This is a genomic window from Streptomyces sp. NPDC127097, assembly GCF_042724075.1.
Classification (GTDB): Bacteria; Actinomycetota; Actinomycetes; order Streptomycetales; family Streptomycetaceae; genus Streptomyces.
On record NZ_JBHXFI010000035.1, the window covers coordinates 38,133 to 63,212 of the forward strand.

Genomic DNA, 25,080 nt, shown 5'->3' on the forward strand with positions numbered 1-25,080 from the left:
GGAACGCACCGGGCGCCGCCGGACCGGCAGCCGGCGGCACCCGAACACCTGCGGTACACCCGTACCACTTACGGGTGGTATGACCGCCCGACCAGTGGATACGTACCGTACGGGGAAAGTAACTTAGGGCCGCCTCAGGGCTCGTCCGCACCGGACCACGGCCCGAACTCCCCTGACAGAAGAGCACATTGATGCCTGTGCCCCCTGCCGGCACCGCCCTCGCAGGCGGCACCAACGGCCCCCGCGCACTCCGCCCCTTCCTCGACACCGTCCTCGACGCCCTCACCACAGGCGCCGAGGACCGCGCCGGCCCCCTGCCCCCCGGCGGCCCCGAGGCGGTCGCCCGCACCGTACGCGACGCCTGCCACCCCCTGCTGCCCGACCACGGCAGCGGCCCGCTCGCCGCCCTGCGCACCCTCGTCCACACCCTCGCCGCCGGCGCCGCCGACCCCGCCGACCCGCACTGCGCCGCCCATCTGCACTGCCCGCCGCTGGCCCTCGCCGCCGCCGCCGATCTCGCCGCCGCCGCCCTCAACCCCTCCATGGACTCCTGGGACCAGGCCCCCGCCGCCTCCACCCTCGAAGCCCTCACCAGCCGCGCCCTCGCCGCGCTGGTCTATCCCCAGGCCACCGACCCCGACGCGCTGATCACCACCGGCGGGACCGAATCCAACCAGCTCGCCCTGCTCCTCGCCCGCGAAGCCGGCACCCCCGACGGCACCGCGACCGACCCGCACCGCCCCGCCCGCCCCCTCCGGATCGTCTGCGGCGCCAACGCCCACCACAGCATCCACCGCGCCGCCTGGCTCCTGGGCCTCCCCGAACCCCTCACCCTCCCCACCCCCGACGGCATCCTCACCCCCGACACCGTCCACAGCTGCCTGGCCAACCTCGCCGGACGCACCGGCCCCGTCCTCCTCACCGCCACCGCCGGCACCACCGACTCCGGCGCCATCGACCCGCTGCCCGCCCTCGCCGACGTCGCCGAACAGCACGGCGCCCGCTTCCACGTCGACGCGGCCTACGGCGGCGCCCTCCTCTTCAGCGACACCCACCGCGCCGCCCTGCACGGCCTCGCCCGCGCCCACACCGTCGCCCTCGACCTGCACAAACTCGGCTGGCAACCCGTCGCGGCCGGTCTCCTCGCCGTCCCTGGGCCCGCCACCCTGGCCCCCCTCGCCCACCAGGCCGACTACCTCAACGCTGACGACGACACCGAAGCCGGCCTCCCCGACCTGCTCAGCCGCTCACTGCGCACCACCCGCCGCCCCGACATCCTCAAGATCGCGGTCACCCTCAAGGCCCTCGGCCGCCACGGCCTCGGCGAACTCGTCGACCGCACCCTCGCCGCCGCCCGGACCCTCGCCGACCTCATCGAGGCCCACCCCCGCTACGAACTCCACTCCCGCCCCACCCTCAGCACCGTCCTCTTCCGCCCCACCGGCGCCGACCACACCACCCTCGCCACCATCCGCCGCACCCTCCTCACCGACGGACAGGCCGTCCTCGGCCGCGCCACCACCCCCACCGGGCTCTGGCTCAAGGCCACCCTCCTCAACCCCCACACCCAACCCGGAGACCTCACCACCCTCCTCAAACTCGTGGAAGGCCACACCCCCAGATGAGCAGCACGCCACCCCCCGAAGGCCCCCTCGCCACCGACACCACGAGCCCCGACGAACCCCTCGACCTCGCCGGCATCGGCATCGGCCCCTTCAACCTCTCCCTCGCCGCCCTAGCCCACCCCCTCACCGGCCTCCGCACCGCCTTCTACGACCAGCGCCCCGCCTTCCACTGGCACCCCGGCCTCCTCATCGACGGCGCCACCCTCCAAGTCCCCTTCCTCGCCGACCTCGTCACCCTCGTCGACCCCGCCAGCCCCTGGACGTTCCTCAACTACCTCAAGACCCGCGAACGCCTCTTCCCCTTCTACTTCTCCGAGCGCTTCCACATCCACCGCGCCGAATACGACGCCTACTGCCGCTGGGTCAGCGAAAAACTCCCCACCCTCCGCTTCGGCCACCAGATCGACGCCATCCGCTGGAACCCCGAACGCGAACTCTTCGAAGTCGACTTCACCCAACTCGACCCCGACGGCGAAGCCGAAGCCCTCGGCCGCACCTACGCCCGCAACCTCGTCCTCGGCATCGGCACCACCCCCCACATCCCCGTCCCGCTCCGCCCCCTCGCCGACGCCCCCGCCGTCCCCGTCATCCACTCCGCCGACTACCTCGACCACCGCGAACGCCTGCTCGCCGCCGACCATGTCACCGTCATCGGCGCCGGCCAGTCGGGCGCCGAAATCTTCCTCGACCAGCTCCGCGCCCGCCCCGCCGGCCGCGAACGCCTGCACTGGCTCGCCCGCACCCCTGCCTTCGCCCCCATGGAATACAGCAAGCTCGGCCTCGAACACTTCACCCCCGACTACACCCGCTACTTCCACGCCCTCCCCGAACGCGTCCGCGACGACCTCGTCCCCGGCCAGTGGCAGCTCCACAAAGGCATCGACCACACCACCCTCGCCGCCCTCCACGACGAGCTCTACCGCCGTACCCTCGACGGCGGCTGGCCCGACGCCACCCTCACCCCAGGCGTCTTCGTCCGCACCGCGGGCCGCGTCGGCACCACCAAGGTCGAACTCCACCTCGACCACATCCAGCAAGGCACCCGCTCCCGCCTCACCACCGACGCCGTCGTCCTCGCCACCGGCTACCGCGAACGCCGTATGGACACCCTGCTCGCCGCCCTCGACCCCTACGTACGCCGCGACTCCGGCGCCCGCCCCCGCATCGACGCCCACCACCGGCTGATCCTCGACCCCGCCATCACCGGCTCGGTCTACGTCCAGAACGCCGAAACCCACACCCACGGCGTGGGCGCCCCCGACCTCGGCCTCGCCGCCTGGCGCAGCGCCACCATCCTCAACTCCCTCACCGGCGACACCCCTTACCCGCTCCCCACCCGCACCGCCTTCACCACCTTCGGCCTCCCGCAGCCCACCACGGGCCGCGCGGGCATGGTCCCCCGCCAGGGCTCCACCCTCGTGCCCCGCCGCTGACCCGCACCCGCCGCCCGCACGGGGGCGACCTCCCGGCCCCCGCCCGGACTCAGAACACCGGCACCCCGTCCCGGGTCAACTTCCAGTCCACCGAGGCCCATTGCGCCGGATCGATCTCCCCGGTCCCCTGCATCCACCCGATCATCAGATTCCGCATCTCGTCCGACGTCGACCACACCTGCTCGGCAGCCGCCACATGCGGGAAATTGCCGCCACCACTCGCCCGGTAATTGTTCACCGCCAGCACGAACCGCGCCGCATCATCCAACGGCCTCCCGTCGAACAGCAGCTTCCCGATCCGCTGCCCCGCCGGCTTCGCGATATCGACCTCGTACGACACCCCGCGCACCACGTCGTAGTGGTAATCCGGAATACCGTCCGCGTTCGTCAGCTTCGACGGATCCACCGGACCCCCGCCGGGCGTCTGCACGTAATACCGCGCCGAGAACTCCAGATACGCGCGCAGCTGAGCGCCCGTCAACACCCCCGGCACCCGCTCCGCCACCAAGGCCGCCGCATTCTCCACATACGGCAGCTGATCCGTACGACGACGTACCGCTCGTCCCGGAATGCGCCGCGACGACCACCACATCCGCGCCCATCGACCGCAGCTTCGGCACCCACTTCGCCGCCTGCTCCACCAGCCCGGGAAACGCCAGCTTCCCCTGCACATGCGCCTTGTCCCAGATCGCGATCCCGGGATTCGTCAGACCCAGCACGGCCACGGTCACCACCCGCCCCCGCGGTGACCGCAAACGCTTCAGAACATACGGCCGGAAAGCCGGGCGCAGGGATTTCGCATCCACCGCATTCGCCCCCAGCAGCGGAAAATCACAGCTCTCCTCGAACTTCCGCAGCACCGGAATCCCGTAATTGAACTCATGGTTCCCCAGCGCCGCCGCGTCATAGCCGATCGCATTCATCGCCCGCGCCATCGGATGCACCGGACCGTCCGGATCCGTGATGGGATCCACCTTGGCGTAGTAATACGCCAGCTGCGTCCCCTGAATGGTGTCACCCGCGTCGATCAGCAGGGTGTTCCGCCGGCCCTTCTCCCGCCGCACCTGATGCACCAGGGTGGAAATCTTCGCCAGCCCCACATCGTTGTGCGCCGCGTCGTCGAATTCCGCGTCCGTGGCGTAGTCCCAGTTGAAGACATTGCCGTGCAGATCCGTCGTGCCCATGACCGTGAACGCATACCGCTCCCGGCCGCCGTGCCCGTGGCCGTCCGGCTCCCGGGCCGCCGCCTCCGCCGCCGGCGCACCGCCCCCGAGGGCCACCCCCGCTCCCGTCACCACGGAACTCCCCAAGAACTTCCTACGGTCGAGCGACATGCCAACTCCCTCGGACGAACGCGGAACCATGCGGGCGAACACCGCCACACCGGTGGACGACGCGCGTAGGTTCTGGCGCAGCCACCCCGCCCGGAACACCCCGCACACCCGGCGGCCTGATGACCCGCCACCGGCGGCCCCGGTATGCGACCCTTCACCACCCACACCCCCGCACCCGGGAGCCACCCATGACCGACGCCGACGACACCCCCGCCGTCCCCACCACCGGCACCACCCCCACCGCCCTTCCCTACGGCACCCCCGACACCCCCCGCCTCGCCGTACGCGGCGAAGCCCGCCTCGAAGTCGACCCCGAAATCGCCCGCCTCGCCGTCACCGTCAGCGCCCGCGGCACCGACCGCAACACCGCCCTCACCGACCTCACCCGCCGCAACGAAGCCGCCCTCACCCTCATCAAGAGCTACGGCGACGCCATCGAAAAACTCGAAACCGGCACCTTCAGCCTCACCCCCCAGCTCACCGACAAGGGCCGCCACGAACGCATCCGCGCCTACCACGGACGCGTCACCCACACCGCCACCCTCAACGACTTCACCCTCCTCGGCGAACTCACCACCCGCCTCGCCGACCTCGACCTCACCCGCGTCGACGGCCCCTGGTGGGCCCTGCGCCCCGACTCACCCGCCCACCGCGCCGCCCGCACCCAAGCCGTCCGCGAAGCGGTCCAGCGCGCCCGCGAATACGCCGAAGCCGTCGGCGCCCGCCTCGATGCCCTGCTCGAGATCGCCGACCTCGGCGCCGATAACGCCGCCCCCATGGCCGCCCCCGCCATGCGCTCCGTCGCCGGCTACGGCGGCGCCACCCAGGAATCCGCCCCCGCCCTCGATCTCGAACCCCAGCGCCAGGCCGTCTACGCCCATGTCAACGCGCGCTTTACGATGACCCGTCCCGTACTGTGAGACCACCCGCCGCGAGGGCTATATTCCGCTCATCGGAGCGCCTTCGCGCGCATTTCATTAGTTGTCAACAGCCTTTCATCAAGCGCTCGTTGGGCAGTCACTTTCTTACAGTTCCCTACCGCTCGGTAAGTCATAGAGTCGAAACATGCGCCGAGCAAAGATCGTCTGCACTCTGGGACCCGCCACCGACTCGTACGAGCAGATCAAAGCCCTCGTTGACGCCGGAATGGACATCGCCCGCTTCAACCTCAGTCATGGCACCTACGCCGAACACGAGGCACGATTCGACCGGGTCCGCAAAGCATCCGAAGAAACCCGTCGCAGCGTCGGCATCCTCGCCGATCTTCAAGGCCCGAAGATCCGCCTCGGCCGATTCCGCGAAGGCCCTGTACTTCTCGAACGCGACGACGAGTTCACCATCACCGTCGAACCGTCCGTGGAAGGCGACCGCCAGATCTGTGGCACCACCTACGACGGCCTCGCCGCCGACGTCACCACCGGCGAACGCATCCTCGTCGACGACGGCAAGGTCTCCCTCGAAGTCACCGGCGTCGACGGACCCCGCGTCCGCACCAAGGTCATCGAAGGCGGCATGGTCTCCGACCACAAGGGCCTCAACCTCCCCGGCGTCGCCGTCTCCGTCCCCGCCCTCTCCGAGAAGGACCGGGACGACCTCCGCTGGGCCCTGCGCTACGGCGCCGACATCATCGCCCTCTCCTTCGTCCGCAGCGGCCGCGACATCGAAGACGTCCACCGCATCATGCGCGAGGAAAACCGCTTCCTGCCCGTCATCGCCAAGGTCGAAAAGCCGCAGGCGGTCGACAACATCGACGACATCGTCGCCGCCTTCGACGGCATCATGGTCGCCCGCGGCGACCTCGGCGTCGAAATGCCCCTCGAAACCGTCCCGATCGTCCAGAAGCGCGCCATCAAACTCGCCAAGCGCAACGCCAAACCGGTCATCGTCGCCACCCAGATGCTCGACTCGATGATCGACAACTCCCGCCCCACCCGCGCCGAAGCCTCCGACGTCGCCAACGCCGTCATCGACGGCACCGACGCCGTGATGCTCTCCGGCGAGACCAGCGTCGGGAAGCACCCCACCGAGACCGTCAAGACCATGAGCCGCATCGTCGAGGCCGCCGAGGAAGACCTCCTCGCCAAGGGCCTCCCGCCGCTCACCGAGGCCAACAAGCCCCGCACCCAGGGCGGCGCCGTCGCCCGCGCCGCCGCCGACATGGGCGACTTCCTCGGCGCGAAGTTCCTCGTCGCCTTCACCCAGTCCGGCGACACCGTCCGCCGCCTCTCGCGCTACCGCTCACCCATCCCGCTCCTGGCCTTCACCCCCGACCCGGCCACCCGCTCCCAGCTCAACGTCAGCTGGGGCGTGGAGACCTTCCTCGGCCCGACCGTCAACTCCACCGACGAGATGGTCGCCCAGGTCGACGAGCAGCTCCTGCGGCTCGGCCGCTGCCAGAAGGGCGATGTCGTCATCATCACGGCCGGCTCCCCGCCCGGCGTCCCCGGCTCCACCAACCTCGTCCGCGTCCACCACATCGGCGAGGACGACTCCTCGAAGTAGCCCCACCCGCACCGCGCTCCCGCTGGGCCGAGGTACCTGACTGCCGTCCCTGTCAGTACTTCGGCCCGATGTGTTGGTCCATGAGGGCGACGGAGGCTTTCCGGGCGACGGAGATGTTCTCCGCTCCGCGGGATTGCCGTGCCGGCTTCCACTCGACGCCGACCCTGTCAAGGGTGTCCGTATAGAGCCGCAGGATGTCGACGGACATGTTGGTGAAGAAATACCGCGGGTACTCGTAGCGCTTACGCGCGCCGCCGACCGTCCGCGTCGTCCAATTGGTGATCCGGCAGCCGTCGGAGTGGATGAGACCCCGCAGGAACTCCCAGGGGTGCTCGTCGACGAGGCGTTGCTGCCACGCCTCCAAAGCGATCGGCCGCTCGTGTTTCTTGCCGGGGCCGTGTTGAGGGAACAGGCAAGGCCAATGGTGGCTGTAACTGGTCACCATGACGCAGCCCTGGCGCTGGATGACGCACACGCTGTTCATGGGGCGGACCGCCTTCATGGCTTCGCGGCATGCCACGATCAGCCCCGGCCAGGCGTCCGCACACGCGATGCGCAGCGCGAATCCACGTCGGTGGGGCTGCTTGCTGATGCAGCCGTCGCCGAGGTAGAGGCCGAGTAAGTAGGCGTATGCCCTGGCCGCTTCGGGTGGTCGCGGCACACGCTCGCATCGCGGGCATTCCGACGTGCGCGAAAGGGGCTCGATCCTGGTCTGCCAGGATCGGATGGCGAAGCGGGATATCCCGGTCTGCTTGCTCACGGAATGGAGACTGCGGCCCTGGGCGACGAGGGCGAGGGTCTGCTCGCGCACGCTGCGGTCGTACATATATACGAGCTTGGAGTGGGTGCGGCCTCCGCAGTCCTGACCGAGTCGATGTTCGCTCCATTGAGCGAACTTCCTCAAAAGTCAGGTGACCTTGGAATCGAAGGCAAAGTGCCCCGGGTCGGACTCGAACCGACACTGTATGGGTTTTGAATCCATTGCCTGCTGCCAATTGGGCTACCGGGGCCAACGGAATCCAAGGTTAATGCCTACCTGCTGTGGGACCACCTTACAGGAGATGGGTAGGCTCATGGAGCACCACCTGCCTGGAATGAGGAGTCCCGTGAGCGCCGCCGAGCCCGAGCAGCCCGTCGCCGATGACGATCAGTCGCATGTCCCGCCGCTGACCACGCGCGTCGTGATCGCCGAGGACGAGGCCCTCATCCGTCTCGATCTCAAAGAGATGCTGGAGGAGGAGGGCTACACCGTCGTCGGCGAGGCCGGGGACGGGCAGACCGCTGTGGAGCTGGCCCGGGAGCACCGTCCCGACCTGGTGATCCTGGATGTGAAGATGCCGGTGCTGGACGGTATCTCGGCGGCCGAGAAGATCGCCGAGGAGAGCATCGCGCCGGTGCTGATGCTGACCGCGTTCTCGCAGCGTGAGCTGGTGGAGCGGGCGCGGGACGCGGGTGCGATGGCGTATCTGGTGAAGCCGTTCTCGAAGAGCGATGTGGTTCCGGCGATCGAGATGGCGGTGAGCCGGTTCACCGAGCTGCGGACGCTGGAGAAGGAGGTCGCGGACCTCACCCAGCGGCTGGAGACCCGGAAGCTGGTGGACCGGGCGAAGAGCATTCTCCAGACGCAGTACGGGCTGACGGAGCCGGCCGCGTTCCGGTGGATCCAGAAGACGTCGATGGACCGGCGGCTGTCGATGCAGCAGGTCGCCGAGGCGGTCATCGAGGACGCCGAGGAGAAGAAGCAGCAGAAGGACCAGTAGGCGCTGCCGAGTGTGTGAGCGGCCCCGTACCGGTGTTGACCGGTGCGGGGCCGCTCGTGTTGTGGCGCTGTGGGGTCAGTCCTCGCCGAGGTATGCCTTGCGGACGGAGTCGTCGTGGAGGAGTGATTCGCCGCTGCCGGAGTGGACGATGCGGCCGATTTCCATGACGTGTCCTTGGTCGGCGAGGGAGAGCGCGGCCTGGGCGTTCTGTTCGACGAGGAGGATGGTGGTGCCTTGGGAGCGGAGTTCGCGGATGGTCTCCATGATCTTCTGCATCATGATCGGGGAGAGGCCCATGGAGGGCTCGTCGAGCATGAGCAGTTTGGGGCGGGACATCAGGGCGCGGCCCATGGCGAGCATTTGCTGTTCGCCGCCGGAGAGGGTGCCGGAGGCTTGTTTGCTGCGTTCGCCGAGGATGGGGAAGAGGTCGTAGACGCGCTGGATGTCTTTCTCGATGCCGTCGGCGTCCTTGCGGAGGAAGGCGCCGAGCTTGAGGTTTTCGGCGATGGTGAGGCGGGGGAAGAGGCGGCGGCCTTCGGGGGAGTGGGCGAGGCCGCGTTCGACGATCTTGTGGGCGGGGACGCCGTTGAGCGGTTCGCCATCGAAGGTGATCTTGCCGGCCAGCGGCTTGAGGAGGCCGGAGAGGGTGCGCAGGGTGGTGGTTTTTCCGGCGCCGTTGGTGCCGATGAGGGTGACGGCCTGGCCTTCTTCGACGGAGAACGAGATGCCTTTGACGGCTTCGATCTTGCCGTAGGCGACGCGGAGGTCCTCGACCTCGAGCAGTGCGGTCATGGGGTGTCTCCGGTCTGTCCCTGGGCCGGCCGGTCTGCGGGGTCCGTCCCGTCTGCTGCGTCGGTTTCTGCGGCCGGGTCCGGGGCCGGCGCCGGGTCCGGGGTCTCGGCTGCGGCCGGGTCGGGCGCGGCCGTGGTGTCGGCGGGCCGGTCCGGTGGTGCGACGTCCTCGACGGGGGTGCCCAGGTAGGCGGCGATGACGCGTTCGTCGGCCTGGACGACGTCCGCGGTGCCTTCGACGAGTTTCTGGCCCTGGACGAGGACGGCGACGCGGTCGCACATGTTGAAGATGAAGCGCATGTCGTGCTCGATGACGAGGACGGCGATGCCCTGGGCGCGGATGGCGAGGACGAGGTCCTGGGTGGCGCGGGTTTCCTGGGGGTTCATGCCGGCGGTCGGTTCGTCCAGCAGCAGCAGTCCGGGTTCGCTGGCGAGGGCGCGGGCGATTTCGAGCTTGCGTTGCTCGCCGTAGGGGAGGTTGCGGGCGAGGTGGTCGCGTTTGTGGGCGAGGCCGGTGAACTCCAGGAGTTCCATGGCGCGTTCCTCGCTGGTGCGTTCGGCCTTTTTGAAGCCGGGGCTGCGGAGGAGCGCGGACCACAGTCCTTCTTTGGTGCGGGTGTGCCGTCCGACGAGGGTGTTTTCGAGGACGGTCATGTTGGCGAAGAGGCGGATGTTCTGGAAGGTGCGGGCGACGCCTGCCTGGGTGACGAGGTGGGGTTTGCGGGAGAGGCGGGTGCCCCGGTAGCTGACGGTGCCTTCGGTGGGCACGTAGAGGCCGGTGAGGCAGTTGAAGAAGGTGGTTTTGCCGGCGCCGTTGGGGCCGATGAGGCCGACGATCTCGCCGGCGCCGACGGTGAGGTCGACGCCGCGTACGGCGGTGAGCCCGCCGAAGCGCATGGTGACGCCGTCGGCCTTGAGGACGGTGTCAGTGGCGGGTGCGAGGCTGGGTGCTGTGGTCATGGTCGTCACGCCTTTGCCTTGGTGGCGCCGAGGGTGGCGTCTGCGTCCGGGAGGCGCTGGTCGGGCACGTCGAGTTGGCCGGTCTCGTGGAATTCCAGCTGCTTCCTGCGGTCGGGGATGAGGCCCTCGGGGCGGTAGCGCATCAGGAGGACGAGGGCGATGCCGAAGAGCAGGAGTTGGTAGTCCTGGATGAAGTCGAGCTTGGCCGGGATGAGGAAGAGCAGCGCGGCGCCGACGAGGGGTCCGCTGAGGGTTCCCATGCCGCCGAGGATGACGGCGGCGAGGAGGAAGGCGGAGTTGGGCGGCTGGGGCCCGGCGAACTGGAACTGTTCGGGGGTGGCCGTGGTGACGACGTGGGCGTGCACGGTCCCGGCGAGGCCGGCGAGCGCGGCGCCGAGCGCGAAGGCCAGGAGCCGGAGGCGGAAGCTGTTGATGCCCATGGCGATGGCGGCGGTCTCGTCCTCGCGGATGGCGATCCAGGCGCGGCCGATACGGGAGGCCGCGGCGCGCCGGAAGACGAGGACGACGAAGGCCGTCACGAGGATCATCAGCAGGTAGTAGTTGCCGTAGGTGGCGATGGGGATGCCGAGGATGGTGTGGGGTTCGCCGAAGTTGAAGCCGAAGATTTCGAGGTTGGGGATGTTGGGGATGCCCATGGCGCCGTTGGTGACGTCGGGGCCGGTGGTGCCGTTGAGGTTGAGCATGGCGATGCGGAAGATCTCACCAAAGCCGAGCGTGACGATGGCGAGATAGTCGCCGCGCAGGCGCAGGGTGGGGGCGCCGATGAGGACGCCGAAGATGAGGGAGGCCACGGCGCCGGTCAGCAGGGCCGCCCAGAAGGGGAAGTGGAGCCCGAGGGCGGATTCGGGGGAGCCGGAGACGAGGGCGGCCGCGTAGGCGCCGACGCCGAGGAAGGCGACGTAGCCGAGGTCGAGCAGACCGGCGAGGCCGACGACGACATTGAGGCCCAGGGCGACGGTCGCGAAGATCAGGATGTTGGCCCCGATGATCGTGTACTGGTCGGTGTCCTGGGTGAGGGGGAAGCAGGCGGCGGCGATGAAGGCCGCGCCGAGGGCGACGCCGCGGTGGGTGTGGGTGAGGGCGGTGAGCCGCGCGACGAGTCCGGCCCGGTTGAGGGCGGGGATGGCCAGCACCATGAAGATCAGGTAGCCGACGAAGGGGGCGCCGTCGTCGGTGTCGATCCCGTAGGTGAAGACGAGCAGCCCGGCGGCGAAGGCGGCCGCGATGATCAGGATCTCGGCCCAGGAGGGGAGTTCGCGGGTGCGGCGCCGTAGGGGGGAGGCGGCCAGGCTCGCGGTGAAGCGCTGCCAGGGGTGGCCCGGCGGGGTGTCGGGGACCTGGTCGGGTGGCAGCGCGAGGGCGCCGGCGACGGTGATCAGGGAGGCGATTCCGGCGAGGGCGCCGCCGGGTTCGAGGTTGATCAGGCCGCCCAGCTCGACGGAGATGGAGAGCAGGGTGAACCACGTGGCGGCGAAGGTGGCGAGCGCCGCGAGGAGCGTGGGGGCGTGGCGGCCCGCCGGGGTGAGCCATTGCAGGCCGCGGACGCCGAGCGCGGAGCAGGCGAGGAGCAGGGTGAGGAGTCCGCCGACGAGGGTGACGATCTGGAGGCCGGCGGGGGAGAGGTAGTAGGTGAGGTCGCCGGGGAAGTCGCTGCTCCAGGTCCAGGCGAGGGCGGTGCTGGCGGTGGTGGCCAGGGCGCCTGCGGCGGTGATGAGGCGCGCGGTGCGCTCGGGGAGCGGGATCAGGCCGCGGGCCGGGGTGGTGGTGTGGGTGGTCATCGGTATCACGCCCGATCCGCGACGCGTTCGCCCAGCAGACCTTGTGGTCTCAGGAGGAGTACGAGGATGAGGAGAACGAAGGCCCAGACGTCCTTCCAGGCTCCGCCGCCGAATTGCTCCATGCCGGGTATTTCCTCGATGTAGGCGGTGGCGAGGGCTTCGGCGACGCCGAGGACGACACCGCCGAGCATGGCGCCGTAGATGTTGCCGATGCCGCCGAGCACGGCCGCGGTGAATGCCTTGAGGCCCATGATGAAGCCCATGCGGAACTGGACCTCGCCGGTGCGCAGTCCGTAGGCGACGGCGGCGACACCGGCGAAGGCGGCGCCGATGGCGAAGGCCAGGACGATGATGCGGTCGGTGTTGATGCCCATGAGCTTGGCGGTGTCGGGGTCCTGCGCGGTGGCCTGCATGGCGCGGCCGCTGCGGGTCTTGGCGACGAAGAAGCCGAGAGCGATCATGCAGGCCGGGGCGGCGACGAGGACGAAGATGTCGCCGCGCTGGACCGTGGCGCCGAGGATCTCGAAGGCGTGGCCCTTGAACTGAGGGAAGACGCGGGCCTGTTTGCCGTCGGGGTACCACTTCCAGATGGCTTGCTGGAGGGCGATGGACAGGCCGATGGCGGTGATGAGGGGGGCGAGGCGTGGGGCGCCGCGCAGCGGGCGATAGGCGAATCGTTCCGCTGCGATACCGACGAGGACGGATACGGCGATACCGCCGAGGAGCATGGCCGGCAGGGCGAGGATCAGCGAGGTACCGGACGGCAGCGCCAGGTAGACGCTGAGCGCTCCGAAGCCGCCGACCATGAAGATCTCGCCATGGGCGAAGTTGATGAGCTGGACGATTCCATAGACCATCGTGTAGCCGATCGCGATGAGACCGTACATCGCGCCGAGGATGAGTCCGTTGGCCAGCTGTTGCGGCAGTTCGCTCACCGCAGGGCCTCCGTTGCGTGGGAGTGAGGAGAAGCCGGGGTGTCCCGGTGTGCCACGGGCCGCGCCAGGGTCGTTGGTGCGTCCTGGCGCGGCCCGTGGTGATGAGGAGTGGTGCGGTCGGTCAGCTCTTGTCGAACTTCTTGAATTCGGCGCTGAAGCGGGAGGCCCACTTCCCCTTGTCCACCTGGTAGGCGGTGATCATGGTGTTGGTGGTGTCGCCGTATTTGTCGAAGGCGATGGGGCCGGTGACACCGTCGAAGGTGACCTTGTTCATCGCGTCGACGACCTTCTTGCGGGCGTCGTCGGGGAGCTTGCCGTCGTTGTCCTCGACGACCTTCTTCACGGCCTGGATGATGGCCCAGGTCGAGTCGTAGGTGGAGCCGCCGTAAGCCTCGTAGGACTCCTTGAAGCCGGCTGCCTTGTAGTCGGCGATGAACTTCTTGGCGGAGGGGAGCTCCTCGACGGGCTTGCCGACGGAGGAGGCGTAGTCGCCCTGCGCCTTCTTGTTGAGCTTGATGTAGTCGCCGCTGTACATGCCGTCGCCGCCCATGAGGGGAACGGTGACGCCGCCGTCCTTGAGCTGCTGGCTGAGCGGGCCGGAGGCGGGGTATTCGCCGCCGTAGAAGACCAGGTCGGGCTTGGCGGACTTGACCTTGGAGACGACGGCCTTGAAGTCACGGTCGTCGGGGCTGACGTGTTCGGTGCCGGCGATCTTTCCGCCGAGCTTGACGAACTGGTCCTTGAAGGAGGAGGCGAGGCCGACGCCGTAGGTCTTCTGGTCGTCGATCACATACGCCTTCTTGACCTTCATCTTCTCCCACGCGTACTGGCCGTCGAAGGCGCCCTGCACCTCGTCGGTGGTGGCGGTGCGGAAGTAGGTGGGGAAGGGGCGGACGCGCTTGTTCTGCTTCCAGTCCTTGCCCTGGGTCAGGTCGGGCGTGGTGTTCGCCGGCGAGATCAGGGTGAGGTTGTTCTGCTTGGAGACCTGCTGCATGGACTGGGCGACGCCGGAGTTGAGCGGGCCGACGACGCCGAGTACGTCCTTGTCGCCGGCGAGTTTGGTGGCGTTCTGCTGGCCGACGTTGGGGAGGGCCTTGTCGTCGAGGGATTCGAGCTTGAAGGTGACGCCCTTGACCTCGCCGGTTTTGTTGGCGGTGTCGATGGCGAGCTGGGCGGAGTTGCGGATGCCCAGGCCCAGGGCGGAGAGCTCGCCGGTGGTGGGGGCGTCGAGGCCGATGACGACGGAGGTCTTGGAGCCGTCGCCGCTCTTGTCGTCGCCGCGGGAGCCGCACGCGGAGAGCGTGAGGGCGCCGGCGGTGACTGCGGTGGTGAGGAGAAGCAAGGAACGGTGACGCACGATCAGTCCTTTCCCTGGCGCGGCCACGGCTGTCGCATGGCCGTTCCGCTGGCCGGGCGAGCGGGAGCGCGAGGGTGCGTGCGCCGTCAGCGGGCCCGGCGGCGCGGTGACTGGCGGTGACTCTAAGCCGGTGTTCGTCGGACCGGCAGAGGCGCAGACCAGGATGTGACGCTCTTGTTATGACCTTCGATGAGTGTTATGCCGTTATGGTCCTTACACCGCAGGGCGAACGCGGTGCGGAGGGTGAACGCGCACTTCCACGGGGGGATGGGGCGCGTGGTGACGGAACGGCGTCCGGATAGCGGATGCGCCGGTCAGGGTGGTGCCGATGCCCGTGGGGGGTACGGGAGTTGCGCCGGGCGCCGCACGGCAGGCGGGTTACTCAGAGTTACGGATACGCGGACGGCCCCGCTCCCGGGACCGGGGGCGGGGCCGTGACGGCGGCCGGCGGAGCGCCGGACGGGGTGGCTCAGGCGCGGTAGGCGTCGGTGTCCACCTCGCGCAGCATGCAGGTCAGCCGGGCGGTGCAGACCCGCTTGTCCTGTTCGTCGGTGATCACGATCTCGTAGGTGGCGGTGGAGCGGCCACGGTGTACGGGGGCGGCGACACCGGTGACGAGTCCGGAGCGGACGCCGCGGTGGTGGGTGCAGTTCAGGTCGACGCCGACGGCGAGCTTGGTGGGGCCGCCGTGCAGCATGGCGCCGACGGAGCCGAGGGTCTCGGCGAGGACGGCCGAGGCGCCGCCGTGCAGCAGTCCGTAGGGCTGGGTGTTGCCCTCGACGGGCATGGTGCCGACGATGCGCTCGGGGGCGGCTTCGGTGACCTGCACGCTCATCCGCTCGCCGAGGTGGCCGGCCGAGAAGAGCGAGGGCAGGTCGAGGCCGAGGCCGGCCCACTGGTCGAGGATCTCCTGCGGAAATTTGGTGGTACTGCGCTCACCCATGCCTACGGCTCCGTTCGCTCGCCCGTGATCGTCGTCGATCCGTGCCTGTTCCTATCAGGGCCCTGAGCAAGCGCTCAGCGCGGGGTCGTTGTTCCTGCCGGCCGCCCCGTGGGCGGTCAGTCCTCCCGGGGGCTCTCCAGGCGGATCACGATCGACTTGGCGGCGGGGGTGTTGCTGGTGTCGGCGGTGTGGTCGAGCGGGATGAGGACATTGGTCTCGGGGTAGTAGGCGGCCGCGCAGCCGCGGGCCGTCGGGTAGTGCACCACGCGGAAGCCGGGCGCGCGCCGCTCGCTGCCGTCCGTCCATTCGCTGACCAGGTCGGTGTACGCGCCGTCGGCCAGGCCCCGTTCGCGGGCGTCGTCGGGGTGGACGAGCACCACCCGGCGACCGTTCTTGATGCCGCGGTAGCGGTCGTCGAGGCCGTAGACGGTGGTGTTGTACTGGTCGTGGGAGCGCAGCGTCTGGAGCAGCAGCCGCCCTTCGGGGGCGGTGGGGTATTCGACGGGCGCGGCGGTGAAGTTGGCCTTCCCGGTGGCGGTGGGGAAGCTGCGGCTGTCCCGGGGGGCGTGCGGAAGGGCGAAGCCTCCGGGGCGGGCGACCCTGGTGTTGAAGTCCTCGAAGCCCGGGATGACGCGGGCGATACGGTCGCGGATCGTCGCGTAGTCGCGCGCGAACTCCTCCCAGGGGGTGCGGCTTCCGGTGCCCAGGACGCGGCGGGCCAGCCGGGCGACGATGGCCGGCTCGGACAGCAGCTGGGGGCCGGCGGGCGCCAGGCGGCCGCGGGAGGCGTGCACCATGCCCATGGAGTCCTCGACCGTCACGAACTGTTCGGCGGGCGCGCCGTCGTGGCCGGTCCGCACATCGCGTTCCGTACGGCCCAGCGTCGGCAGGATCAGTGCGCGGGCACCCGTGATCACATGCGAGCGGTTGAGCTTGGTGGAGACGTGGACGGTCAGCCGGGCGCGGCGCATGGCGGCCTCGGTGACGTCGGTGTCGGGGGTGGCGGAGACGAAGTTGCCGCCCATCGCGAAGAACACCTTGGCCTGCCCGTCGCGCAGCGCGCGGATGGCGCGGACGACATCGAGGCCGTGCTCCCGGGGCGGGGCGAAGCCGAACTCCTTCTCCAGGGCGTCGAGGAAGGCGGGCGCCGGCCGCTCGAAGATGCCCATGGTGCGGTCGCCCTGGACGTTGCTGTGGCCGCGTACGGGGCAGACGCCGGCGCCCGGGCGGCCGATGTTGCCGCGCAGCAGGAGGAAGTTGACGACTTCCTGGATGGTGGGGACGGAGTGCTTGTGCTGGGTCAGGCCCATGGCCCAGCACACGATGGTGCGCTTCGACGCGAGGACCATGGCCAGCGTGCGGTCGATCTCCGCACGGGTCAGGCCGGTGGCGCGCAGCGTCTCGTCCCAGTCGTCATCGGCGCGGGCCGTGCGCGCGAACTCCTCGAAGCCGTGGGTGTGTTCACGGATGAAGTCCTCGTCGAGGGCTCCCTCGGTGTCGAGCAGGAGGCGGTTGAGGGCGCGGAAGAGCGCCTGGTCGCCGCCGAGGCGTACCTGGAGGAAGAGGTCGGTGAGCGCGGTGCCGCCGCCCGCCAGACCGCGTGGCGTCTGCGGGTTCTTGAAGCGCTCCAGGCCGGCCTCGGGCAGCGGGTTGATCGAGATGATCTTCGTGCCGCCGGCCTTGGCCTTCTCCAGGGCGGTGAGCATCCGCGGGTGGTTGGTGCCCGGGTTCTGGCCGGCGACGATGATCAGGTCGGCCTTGTAGAGGTCCTCCAGGAGGACGCTGCCCTTGCCGATGCCGATGGTCTCCGTCAGGGCGGAGCCCGACGACTCATGGCACATGTTGGAGCAGTCGGGGAGGTTGTTGGTGCCGAATTCGCGGGCGAAGAGCTGGTAGAGGAAGGCGGCCTCGTTGCTGGTGCGGCCGGAGGTGTAGAAGACGGCCTCGTCGGGGGAGTCGAGGGCGGTCAGCTCCTCGCCGATGATGTCGAAGGCCCGCTCCCAGGTCACCGGCTCGTAGTGGTCGGCGCCCTCGGCGAGGTACATGGGGTGGGTGAGGCGGCCCTGCTGGCCGAGCCAGTAGCCGCTGCGGTTCCCGAGGTCGGCGACGGAGTGCTCGGCGAAGAAGTCCGGGGTGACCCGGCGCAGGGTGGCCTCTTCGGCGACGGCCTTGGCGCCGTTCTCGCAGAATTCGGCGGTGTGCGGCTTGTCGGGCTCGGGCCAGGCGCAGCCGGGGCAGTCGAACCCGTCCGGCTGGTTGACCCGCAGGAGGGTGAGGGCGGTACGGCGCACGCCCATCTGCTGCTGGGAGATGCGCAGCGCGTGGGTGATCGCCGGCAGCCCGACGGCGGCGTGCTGGGGTGCGCTGACCTGGGGCGCGTCCTGGACGGGGTCCGACGCGGGCGGCTTGCCTGCCATGGCGCTCTCCCTTGAGCCGTGAGCTGCGTCCGCCGGCACCGGCGGATCGTTGCGGTAGACATCAGATCCTGTCACGGACGTGCGGGGCGGTGTAGAGGTGACCGCCGCAGGCGCGGGCCGGGGCGGCGGCCGGGCGTGCGGCGCGGTCCGGAGCGGGCGTGCGGGCGGGTGCCGGAGCGGCGTATGCGAGGGGCCGGAGCTGCGTACGGCGACGTGCCGGAGCGGTGTACGGCGCGGGGCCGGGGCCGCCGCGGCGGGGATTGTCAGTGGGGCGTGGCAGGATCGGGGGCGTGGCAGCAAAGGCAGCGAAGAAGAGCGAAGCGACCGGGACCGAAGCGGCGGCGGGCGGTCGTCCCCGCCTGCTCCTGATGGACGGGCATTCCATGGCATACCGGGCGTTCTTCGCCCTGCCCGTGGAGAATTTCACCACCGTCACGGGACAACCGACCAATGCGATCTACGGCTTCGCGTCGATGCTCGCGAACACCCTGCGCGACGAGGCGCCCACGCATTTCGCGGTGGCGTTCGACGTCTCCCGCAAGACCTGGCGGTCCGAGGAATTCGCGGACTACAAGGCGAACCGTTCCAAGACGCCCGACGAGTTCAAGGGCCAGGTCGAGCTGATCGGTGAGCTGCTCGACGCGATGCGGGTGAAGCGGTTCGCGATCGAGGGCTTCGAGGCCGACGACGTCATCGCCACCCTCACCGAGCAGGCCACCGCACAGGGCTTCCAGGTCTCGATCGTCACCGGCGACCGCGACTCCTTCCAGCTGGTCTCCGACGACGTCACGGTCCTCTACCCCACCAAGGGCGTCTCGGAGCTGACCCGCTTCACCCCGGAGAAGGTCTTCGAGAAGTACGGCCTGACCCCCGCCCAGTACCCGGACTTCGCCGCGCTGCGCGGCGACCCCTCCGACAACCTCCCCGGCATCCCGGGCGTCGGCGAGAAGACCGCCACGAAGTGGATCAACCAGTTCGGTTCGTTCGCGGAGCTGGTGGAGCGCGTCGACGAGGTCAAGGGCAAGGCGGGTGCCAATCTCCGCGAGCACCTGGAGGCGGTGAAGCTCAACCGCCGGCTGACGGAGATGGTGCGCGATGTCGAGCTGCCCTGCGGCCCGGCGGAGCTGACCCGCGAGGCGTACGACCGGGACGCGCTCTCGGTGTTCCTCAACGCCCTGGAGATCCGCAACCAGGGCCTGCGGGACCGGCTGCACGCCGTCGACCCGGGCGCCGCGGAGGCCGCCGAGGAGGCCGCCCCCGCCCCCGGCGTCGAGGTGGACGGCACCGTCATCGGCGCGGGTGAACTCGCTCCGTGGCTGGCCGAGCACGGCACCGGACCCCTGGGTGTGGCCACGGTCGACGTGTGGACGCTGGGCAGCGGCAGCGTCGCCGAGGTGGCGCTGGCCGCCGCCGACGGCCCGGCCGCCTGGTTCGACCCGTCGCAGCTCGACGAGGCCGACGAGCGGGCCTTCGCCGCCTGGAGCGCGGACGCCGCCCGCCCCAAGGTGATGCACAACGCCAAGGGCCTGATGCGGGTCTTCGGCGAGCACGGCTGGCGCATCGACGGCGTCACCATGGACACCGCCCTGGCCGCCTATCTGGTCAAGCCGGGCCGCCGCTCCTTCGCGCTGGACGCGCTGTCCGTCGAATACCTGGGCCGCGATCTCGCCCCGGCGGCGGCCGGTGACGGCCAGCTGGCGTTCGGCGCGGACGAGGAGGCCGAGGCGGACGCCCTGATGGGGCAGGCCCGTACGGTCCTCGATCTGGGGACGGCGTTCGAGGCGAAGCTGGCGGAGGTCGGCGCGGCCGAGCTGCTGCGTGATGTGGAGCTGCCGACCAGCGTGCTGCTGGCCCGGATGGAGCGGGCCGGTATCGCCGCGGACCGGGGCTGGCTGGAGCGGATGGAGCAGCAGTTCGCCGGCGCGGTGCAGCAGGCCGTCAAGGAGGCGCACGCCGCCGCGGGCCATGAGTTCAACCTGGGCTCGCCCAAGCAGCTCCAGGAGGTCCTCTTCGGCGAGCTGGGCCTGCCCAAGACCAAGAAGACCAAGACGGGTTACACCACCGACGCCGATGCGCTCGCCTGGCTGGCCGCGCAGACCGACAACGAGCTCCCGGTGATCATGCTCCGGCACCGTGAGCAGGCCAAGCTGCGCACGACCGTCGAGGGCCTGATCAAGACCATCGCCGCGGACGGCCGGATCCACACCACCTTCAACCAGACCGTGGCGGCCACCGGCCGGCTGTCCTCCACCGACCCCAATCTCCAGAACATCCCGGTGCGCACGGACGAGGGTCGGGCGATCCGCCGTGGCTTCGTCGTCGGCGAGGGCTTCGATTCGCTGCTGACCGCCGACTACAGCCAGATCGAGCTGCGCGTGATGGCCCATCTCTCCGAGGACGAGGGCCTGATCGAGGCGTTCACCTCCGGTGAGGACCTGCACACCACCGTCGCCTCGCATGTCTTCTCGGTCGACAAGACCAAGGTCGACCCGGAGATGCGCCGCAAGATCAAGGCGATGTCCTACGGCCTGGCGTACGGGCTGTCGGCCTTCGGCCTCTCCCAGCAGCTGGGCATCCAGCCCGATGAGGCCCGCAAGCTGATGGACAACTTCTTCGAGCGGTTCGGCGGGGTGCGCGACTACCTCCAGCGCGTCGTGGAGGAGGCCCGCGCCACCGGCTACACGGAGACGATGCTCGGCCGCCGCCGCTATCTCCCCGACCTCAACAGCGACAACCGCCAGCGCCGCGAAACGGCCGAGCGGATGGCGCTCAACGCCCCCATCCAGGGCACCGCCGCCGATATCGTCAAGATCGCGATGCTGCGGGTCGACGCGGCGCTGCGGACCGCGGAGCTGGCGTCCCGGCTGCTGCTCCAGGTCCATGACGAAATCGTCGTCGAGGTGGCCCCCGGCGAACGCAAGCAGGTCGAGGAACTGGTCCGCCGCGAAATGGCCGCCGCGGCCGAGCTGAGCGCCCCGCTGGACGTCTCGGTCGGCTTCGGCAAGGACTGGGAGTCGGCGGCGCACTGAGCCGGGCAGCGGGCCGGTGACGGCGCGGGAGCCCCGCGCCGCGCCGTCCCGGCCCCGCCCCAACCCGGCCCGCACCGCACCGAGTTGCGGCCGGTGCGGCCGGTTCCGCCCCGTCCGGCGGTGGCCGGAAACCGGTCGTCGCCCGACGCGTCATGGATCTTGTTCAGCGGGAGAGCGCTCTGCTTTGATCACGCCGTGATGCGTCGTGCCGCCCGCGCCCTGGGCACCTACCTCTCCCGCAGCCCGGTCACGGCCGGCTATGTCGTCCTTCTGCTGTCGACCCATCTGTGGTGCACCGCGGTGCTGTCCACCGCGGAGGCCCAGCGGGTGCTGCTCGGCGTCAGCACCCACCTGGACAATCTTCACGACCGACCGCTCCGGGCGCTGGCGGGCAGCCTGCTGTTCTTCGACGGCACCCTGACCGAGGTCACCTCGGAGGCTTTCGCCGGCACGCTGATCACGCTCGGCCTCGGCGTCGCCGGGTGTCTCGCATGGCTGGAACGGCGCTACGGACGGGGGCGCGCCTACGGCCTCTTCCTCCTGGGGCATCTCGCCGCGACGCTGCTCACCGTGCCGGTGATCCAGGTGGCCCTCGCCCACGGCTGGTATCCGGACAGCGTCCGGCACGCCCCCGACTTCGGCATCAGCTACGGGGCCGAGACGGTGCTCGCGGCGGCGGCGCTCCTGCTGCCCCGGGCGCGCCGGCTCGCGGCGGCCGGAGTCGTCGCCTGGCCGGTGCTCGGCGGCGACTGGAGCGGGGTGCTGCCCGACTTCACCACCATCGGACATCTGCTGGCGGCCGCCATCGGCTTCGTCTGCGGCGCCCTCCTGCTGCGGACCGCCCGCCCCGCCGCCACGGCCCCGCTGCCGCCGGCCGACCCGGCGCTGGTCGAGTAGCCCGACGGAAGCGGCAGGCGCTCAACAGGCGCATCGGCGCTGTCATGCGCCGCCGGCCGGCCTGTCCGGCGAGGCGGCCCCGGCACCCGACGGCGCCGCCGCCCGGCTCGCGGTCCGGCTCGCGGTCCGGCTCGCGGGCATCGGCGGGCGGTCCGGGGCGCCGGCCGCCCGGGTGCGGAGTACGCGGCGGTGCAGCAGCCGTACGGCCCCCGCGAAGAGCGGCAGCCCGAGGACGAGGCCGGCCCCGGCGCCGAAGAGCGCGGTCGGGAGGTAGTTGAGCGCGCTCGCCGCGGGCCCGTACTCGGCGCGCGCCCGCAGGACACGGTGCACGGTGCCGGCCGCCACGCACAGCGCGAGCGGGCCGGTCAGCAGCAGCCGGAGCCGTACGGACAGTTCCGGTACCGAGGCCGGCGCCGGCAGCCCGGCCGCCGCGGTACCGCCGCCCCGGAGGACCGGCCACAGGAACGCGCCCATCGCGGCGAGTGCGAGCGCCGAGGTGCCGTACTGGACGTAGGTGTAGACCGGCAGGCCGCCCACCACCTGGTCCAGTCCGGGCACCAGCCGGGTGCCCCAGCGGCCCGGGTGGGTGAAGGCGTCCCAGACCACATGGGTCGTCGCCCCTAGTACCGCCGAGACCACGAACCAGCCCACCAGGGCGGCGAGTTCACGCGGTCCGTCGGGCCGCCAGGGCCGGCCGCGCAGGAAGCCGTGGACCGGGCCCTGCCACGCCCGGGGCAGCAGCGCGGTCAACGGCTCGCGCACCAACAGCCAGCCGCCGACGAGCGCCGCCGTGACCAGCACATCCACCGTCAGCACCCCGGTCGCCGAGTGGGTCACCGCGCCGAAAGTCATGCCGCCCGGAACCAGAGTGTCCGCGTAGTACGTCATATCAGGTGCGAACGACCCTGCCACGAGCGCCGAGGCGACCAGCGGGCCGCGGGCCGCACCGGTCCGCCGGACCGCCGGGAGCACCGCGGCGGCATGGCTGAGTGTGAACGGCATTTACCTCTCCTCGATCGATTCAGATCATTATGTGTGGTGATGGGGTGGTAGATGCCGGGCCCGAGTTGTCGTAGTCTCGCCTGAGTTGGAGCGCTGGGGGAGCGCGATACCGCGTCAGGAGCGCGGTACGGCAATGCGGAGGGGAACCACGTATGGCAGCCACTTTCCGACGGCGGCTCCACAGGGGAGCGGCCTCGACGGCCGTGGCAGCCCTGGTGCTTGCCGCACTGACCGCCTCTCAGGCGCCGGGAGCCGCCGGTGCCGCGGCCGCCAAACGGCGGCCGGCCCCGCCCCCGGCCGATGTTCCCATCGACGGCGGCGCCGCGTACTACACCGACCTGCCGCCCCTCAAGAGCCCGGTACCGCCGCACGGTTCCCCGCACACGGGTAAGGACCCCGCCGCCGGCCGGGGACCCGCCGAGGCCGGTCTCCCCGCCACCGTACTGGCCGCCTACAAGAAGGCCGCGTCCACGATCGACGGCTCCGACCCGGGCTGCCGGCTGCCCTGGCAGCTGCTCGCCGGCATCGGCAAGGTCGAGTCCGGCCAGGCGCGCGGCGGCGCGGTCGACGCCGAGGGCACCACCCTCCAGCCAATACTCGGCCCGCAGCTCAACGGCCGCGGCTTCGCGCGGATCACCGACACCGACGGCGGCCGCTACGACGGCGATCTCACCCATGACCGCGCCGTGGGCCCGATGCAGTTCATCCCGTCCACCTGGGCCAACGGCGGCCCCGACGGCAGCGGTTGGGGCGCCGACGGCAACAGTGACGGCAAGAAGGACCCGAACAACGTCTTCGACGCGGCGCTCGCCGCGGGCCGCTATCTCTGCGCCGGCGGCCGCGATCTGACGGCCCAGGACGACCTGGACCGGGCGATCCTCGGCTACAACCACTCCGAGGAGTATCTGCGCACGGTGCTGTCCTGGTACGCGTTCTACCGCAACGGCACCCATGAGGTGCCGGACGGCAGGGGCGTGCTGCCGGTGCACCGCGACACCGGACGACACGGCGACGGCAACGGCGGCCGGCCCGAAAGCCGTCCGCACCACGGCCGCGGCTCCGACGGCACGCCGGACAAGGGCCCGCGCCCCGGCGGATCCGGCAAGCCAGACAAGACCAACAAGCCCAACAAGCCCGGCAAGGGGCAGGACCACCCCGGCAAGCCGGGGACGGGGCGCCCGGACGGCAATCGCCCCACACCGGGCGGCACCGAGCCCCCCTCCCAGAAGCCCACCCCCAACCCCGAGCCCGCGCACCCCAAGACCCTCGTCCGGGTCGGTGACAAGGACCTGAGCACCACCGCGGGCACCGAGTTCGCCACCCCGCCCCAGGTCCGCGCCCAGGACGCCCAGGGCGAGCCCGTCGCCGGCGTCCCCGTCCGCTTCACCCTTCCCCCGGCCACCGACGCCCGCTTCCCCGGTGACGCGACCGCCGTCACCGTCAAGACGGACAAGGACGGCCTGGCCACCGCCCCCACCCTGCGCGCGGGCGACCGGGCCGGTGACTTCCGCATCCGCGTGACGACCGTGCCGCACACCGCGCCCGCCGTCGAGGTCGGCGCCACCGTCAAGGCCAAGCCCGCCCCGAAGGCCGACAAGCTCGCCCGTACCTCGGACAAGGAGCTGACGGCGACCGCCGGAAAGGCTTTCGCGGAGGACGCGGTCGAGATCAAGGCGACCTACCAGGGCAAGAGCGCGGCGGGGGTGGCGGTCACCGCCACCATGGTCACCGACGATCCGGACCGGCCCGTCGAGAACGACAAGGGCCCCTACTTCAAGGACCCCGAGGCCACCGGCGACGCCAGGAACAAGCCGGTCCGCACCCTCACCGGGCTCACCACGGACGCCGACGGCCTGCTGAAGCTCCCGAAGATCTACACCGATGCGCACTCGGGAACGTTCCTGCTGAGGCTGACCACCGCCGACGGCGCCGTCCTCACCGTCAAGCTGAAGGTCGCCCCCGCGGCCGGTTCCTGACCACGCCAACCGGCCCCTCTGTACAGCCGGTTCCGCACCCCGGGCCGCCTCCGCGCCCGGCACCGTCTCCGCCGTCCTGCCCGCCGTCCCGGGCAGGACGGCGGTGTCACGTGTTCTCATCTCTGCCGCCCGTTGCTACGGTGCCCCCGCCCTGACGCCGTATCAGATTCCGGGAGGCCGACCATGCGCGCCCTGACAGCAGCCGCGGTCGGACTGGCCGCGGCGTTCGCCCTCGTCCTCACCCTCACGGCGACCGGCGCACCCGGCGGCACGACCTCGCCCAAGCCGCTGCTGACCACCGTCCCCAAGCACCCCTGAGG

18 protein-coding genes, 1 tRNA gene and 1 pseudogene are annotated in these 25,080 nt (G+C 70.5%); 9 read left to right on the forward strand and 11 right to left on the reverse strand.

Annotated elements, in window-relative coordinates; all coding sequences use genetic code 11:
• Positions 1–191: 191 nt before the first annotated feature.
• Together ACFWJW_RS24540 and ACFWJW_RS24545 are read left to right on the forward strand one after the other, a co-directional pair.
• Positions 192–1,625, forward strand: a complete 1,434-nt coding sequence (locus ACFWJW_RS24540) for a pyridoxal phosphate-dependent decarboxylase family protein (RefSeq protein WP_387245244.1) — start codon at positions 192–194, stop codon at positions 1,623–1,625.
• Positions 1,622–3,058, forward strand: coding sequence for a lysine N(6)-hydroxylase/L-ornithine N(5)-oxygenase family protein (locus ACFWJW_RS24545; protein ID WP_387245247.1), 1,437 nt, complete (start codon positions 1,622–1,624; stop codon positions 3,056–3,058). The genes ACFWJW_RS24540 and ACFWJW_RS24545 overlap by 4 nt, the downstream gene beginning before the upstream one ends.
• A 49-nt stretch (positions 3,059–3,107) precedes the next feature.
• Here ACFWJW_RS24545 and ACFWJW_RS24550 read toward each other — a convergent pair.
• Positions 3,108–4,392: pseudogene (locus ACFWJW_RS24550) on the reverse strand (bifunctional metallophosphatase/5'-nucleotidase).
• Positions 4,393–4,580: 188 nt separating this feature from the next.
• Here ACFWJW_RS24550 and ACFWJW_RS24555 point away from each other — a divergent pair.
• Together ACFWJW_RS24555 and pyk are read left to right on the forward strand one after the other, a co-directional pair.
• Positions 4,581–5,312 carry an SIMPL domain-containing protein gene (locus ACFWJW_RS24555; RefSeq protein ID WP_387245250.1) on the forward strand — a complete coding sequence of 244 codons (732 nt, stop codon included), beginning with the start codon at positions 4,581–4,583 and terminating at the stop codon, positions 5,310–5,312.
• A gap of 145 nt (positions 5,313–5,457) precedes the next feature.
• On the forward strand, positions 5,458–6,894 hold the full coding sequence (gene pyk, locus ACFWJW_RS24560; RefSeq protein WP_387245253.1) for a pyruvate kinase: 1,437 nt from the start codon (positions 5,458–5,460) through the stop codon (positions 6,892–6,894).
• 52 nt (positions 6,895–6,946) lie between these two features.
• Here the strand turns inward: pyk and ACFWJW_RS24565 are convergent, their stop codons facing one another.
• Entirely contained in the window at positions 6,947–7,720 is a 774-nt protein-coding gene (locus ACFWJW_RS24565; protein WP_387245256.1) for a transcriptional regulator, read from the reverse strand.
• A 109-nt stretch (positions 7,721–7,829) separates the two neighbouring features.
• Positions 7,830–7,904 (reverse strand) — tRNA-Leu (locus tag ACFWJW_RS24570).
• 84 nt (positions 7,905–7,988) lie between these two features.
• Here ACFWJW_RS24570 and ACFWJW_RS24575 point away from each other — a divergent pair.
• Positions 7,989–8,654: an ANTAR domain-containing response regulator gene (locus ACFWJW_RS24575; protein WP_085924824.1), complete on the forward strand. Its 666-nt coding sequence runs from the start codon at positions 7,989–7,991 to the stop codon at positions 8,652–8,654.
• Positions 8,655–8,729: 75 nt separating this feature from the next.
• Here ACFWJW_RS24575 and ACFWJW_RS24580 read toward each other — a convergent pair whose 3' ends face one another.
• The 7 genes from ACFWJW_RS24580 to ACFWJW_RS24610 form a co-directional block, all read right to left on the reverse strand.
• Positions 8,730–9,446 carry an ABC transporter ATP-binding protein gene (locus ACFWJW_RS24580; RefSeq protein ID WP_387245259.1) on the reverse strand — a complete coding sequence of 239 codons (717 nt, stop codon included), beginning with the start codon at positions 9,444–9,446 and terminating at the stop codon, positions 8,730–8,732.
• The gene (locus ACFWJW_RS24585) at positions 9,443–10,405 is read right to left on the reverse strand and encodes an ABC transporter ATP-binding protein (RefSeq protein WP_387245262.1); all 963 of its coding nucleotides are present in this window, start codon (positions 10,403–10,405) and stop codon (positions 9,443–9,445) included. Before ACFWJW_RS24585 ends, ACFWJW_RS24580 begins: the two co-directional genes overlap by 4 nt.
• A gap of 5 nt (positions 10,406–10,410) precedes the next feature.
• On the reverse strand, positions 10,411–12,204 hold the full coding sequence (locus ACFWJW_RS24590) for a branched-chain amino acid ABC transporter permease (RefSeq protein ID WP_387245265.1): 1,794 nt from the start codon (positions 12,202–12,204) through the stop codon (positions 10,411–10,413).
• 5 nt (positions 12,205–12,209) lie between these two features.
• Positions 12,210–13,139: a branched-chain amino acid ABC transporter permease gene (locus ACFWJW_RS24595; protein ID WP_387245268.1), complete on the reverse strand. Its 930-nt coding sequence runs from the start codon at positions 13,137–13,139 to the stop codon at positions 12,210–12,212.
• 121 nt (positions 13,140–13,260) lie between these two features.
• Positions 13,261–14,481 (reverse strand): branched-chain amino acid ABC transporter substrate-binding protein, encoded by a 1,221-nt coding sequence (locus ACFWJW_RS24600; protein ID WP_387245331.1) that lies wholly within the window; start codon positions 14,479–14,481, stop codon positions 13,261–13,263.
• 484 nt (positions 14,482–14,965) lie between these two features.
• Complete coding sequence (locus ACFWJW_RS24605) at positions 14,966–15,439, reverse strand: PaaI family thioesterase (protein ID WP_387245271.1); 474 nt, start codon at positions 15,437–15,439, stop codon at positions 14,966–14,968.
• A gap of 116 nt (positions 15,440–15,555) precedes the next feature.
• Positions 15,556–17,856, reverse strand: a complete 2,301-nt coding sequence (locus tag ACFWJW_RS24610; RefSeq protein WP_387245274.1) for an FdhF/YdeP family oxidoreductase — start codon at positions 17,854–17,856, stop codon at positions 15,556–15,558.
• A 290-nt stretch (positions 17,857–18,146) separates the two neighbouring features.
• On the opposite strand from ACFWJW_RS24610, the gene polA reads away from it, so the two are divergent.
• The gene (gene polA / locus ACFWJW_RS24615) at positions 18,147–20,885 is read left to right on the forward strand and encodes a DNA polymerase I (RefSeq protein ID WP_387245277.1); all 2,739 of its coding nucleotides are present in this window, start codon (positions 18,147–18,149) and stop codon (positions 20,883–20,885) included.
• 198 nt (positions 20,886–21,083) lie between these two features.
• Positions 21,084–21,782, forward strand: coding sequence for a rhomboid-like protein (locus ACFWJW_RS24620; protein ID WP_387245334.1), 699 nt, complete (start codon positions 21,084–21,086; stop codon positions 21,780–21,782).
• Between the two features lie 42 nt (positions 21,783–21,824).
• Here the strand turns inward: ACFWJW_RS24620 and ACFWJW_RS24625 are convergent, their stop codons facing one another.
• Positions 21,825–22,784 carry a DUF4184 family protein gene (locus ACFWJW_RS24625; protein ID WP_387245280.1) on the reverse strand — a complete coding sequence of 320 codons (960 nt, stop codon included), beginning with the start codon at positions 22,782–22,784 and terminating at the stop codon, positions 21,825–21,827.
• Between the two features lie 152 nt (positions 22,785–22,936).
• Here ACFWJW_RS24625 and ACFWJW_RS24630 point away from each other — a divergent pair, with 152 nt between their 5' ends.
• The gene (locus ACFWJW_RS24630; protein ID WP_387245283.1) at positions 22,937–24,760 is read left to right on the forward strand and encodes a lytic transglycosylase; all 1,824 of its coding nucleotides are present in this window, start codon (positions 22,937–22,939) and stop codon (positions 24,758–24,760) included.
• Positions 24,761–24,943: 183 nt separating this feature from the next.
• A complete protein-coding gene (locus ACFWJW_RS24635; RefSeq protein ID WP_387245286.1) occupies positions 24,944–25,078 on the forward strand; it encodes an SPW_0924 family protein in 135 nt (44 codons plus the stop codon).
• The last annotated feature ends 2 nt before the right edge of the window (positions 25,079–25,080 follow it).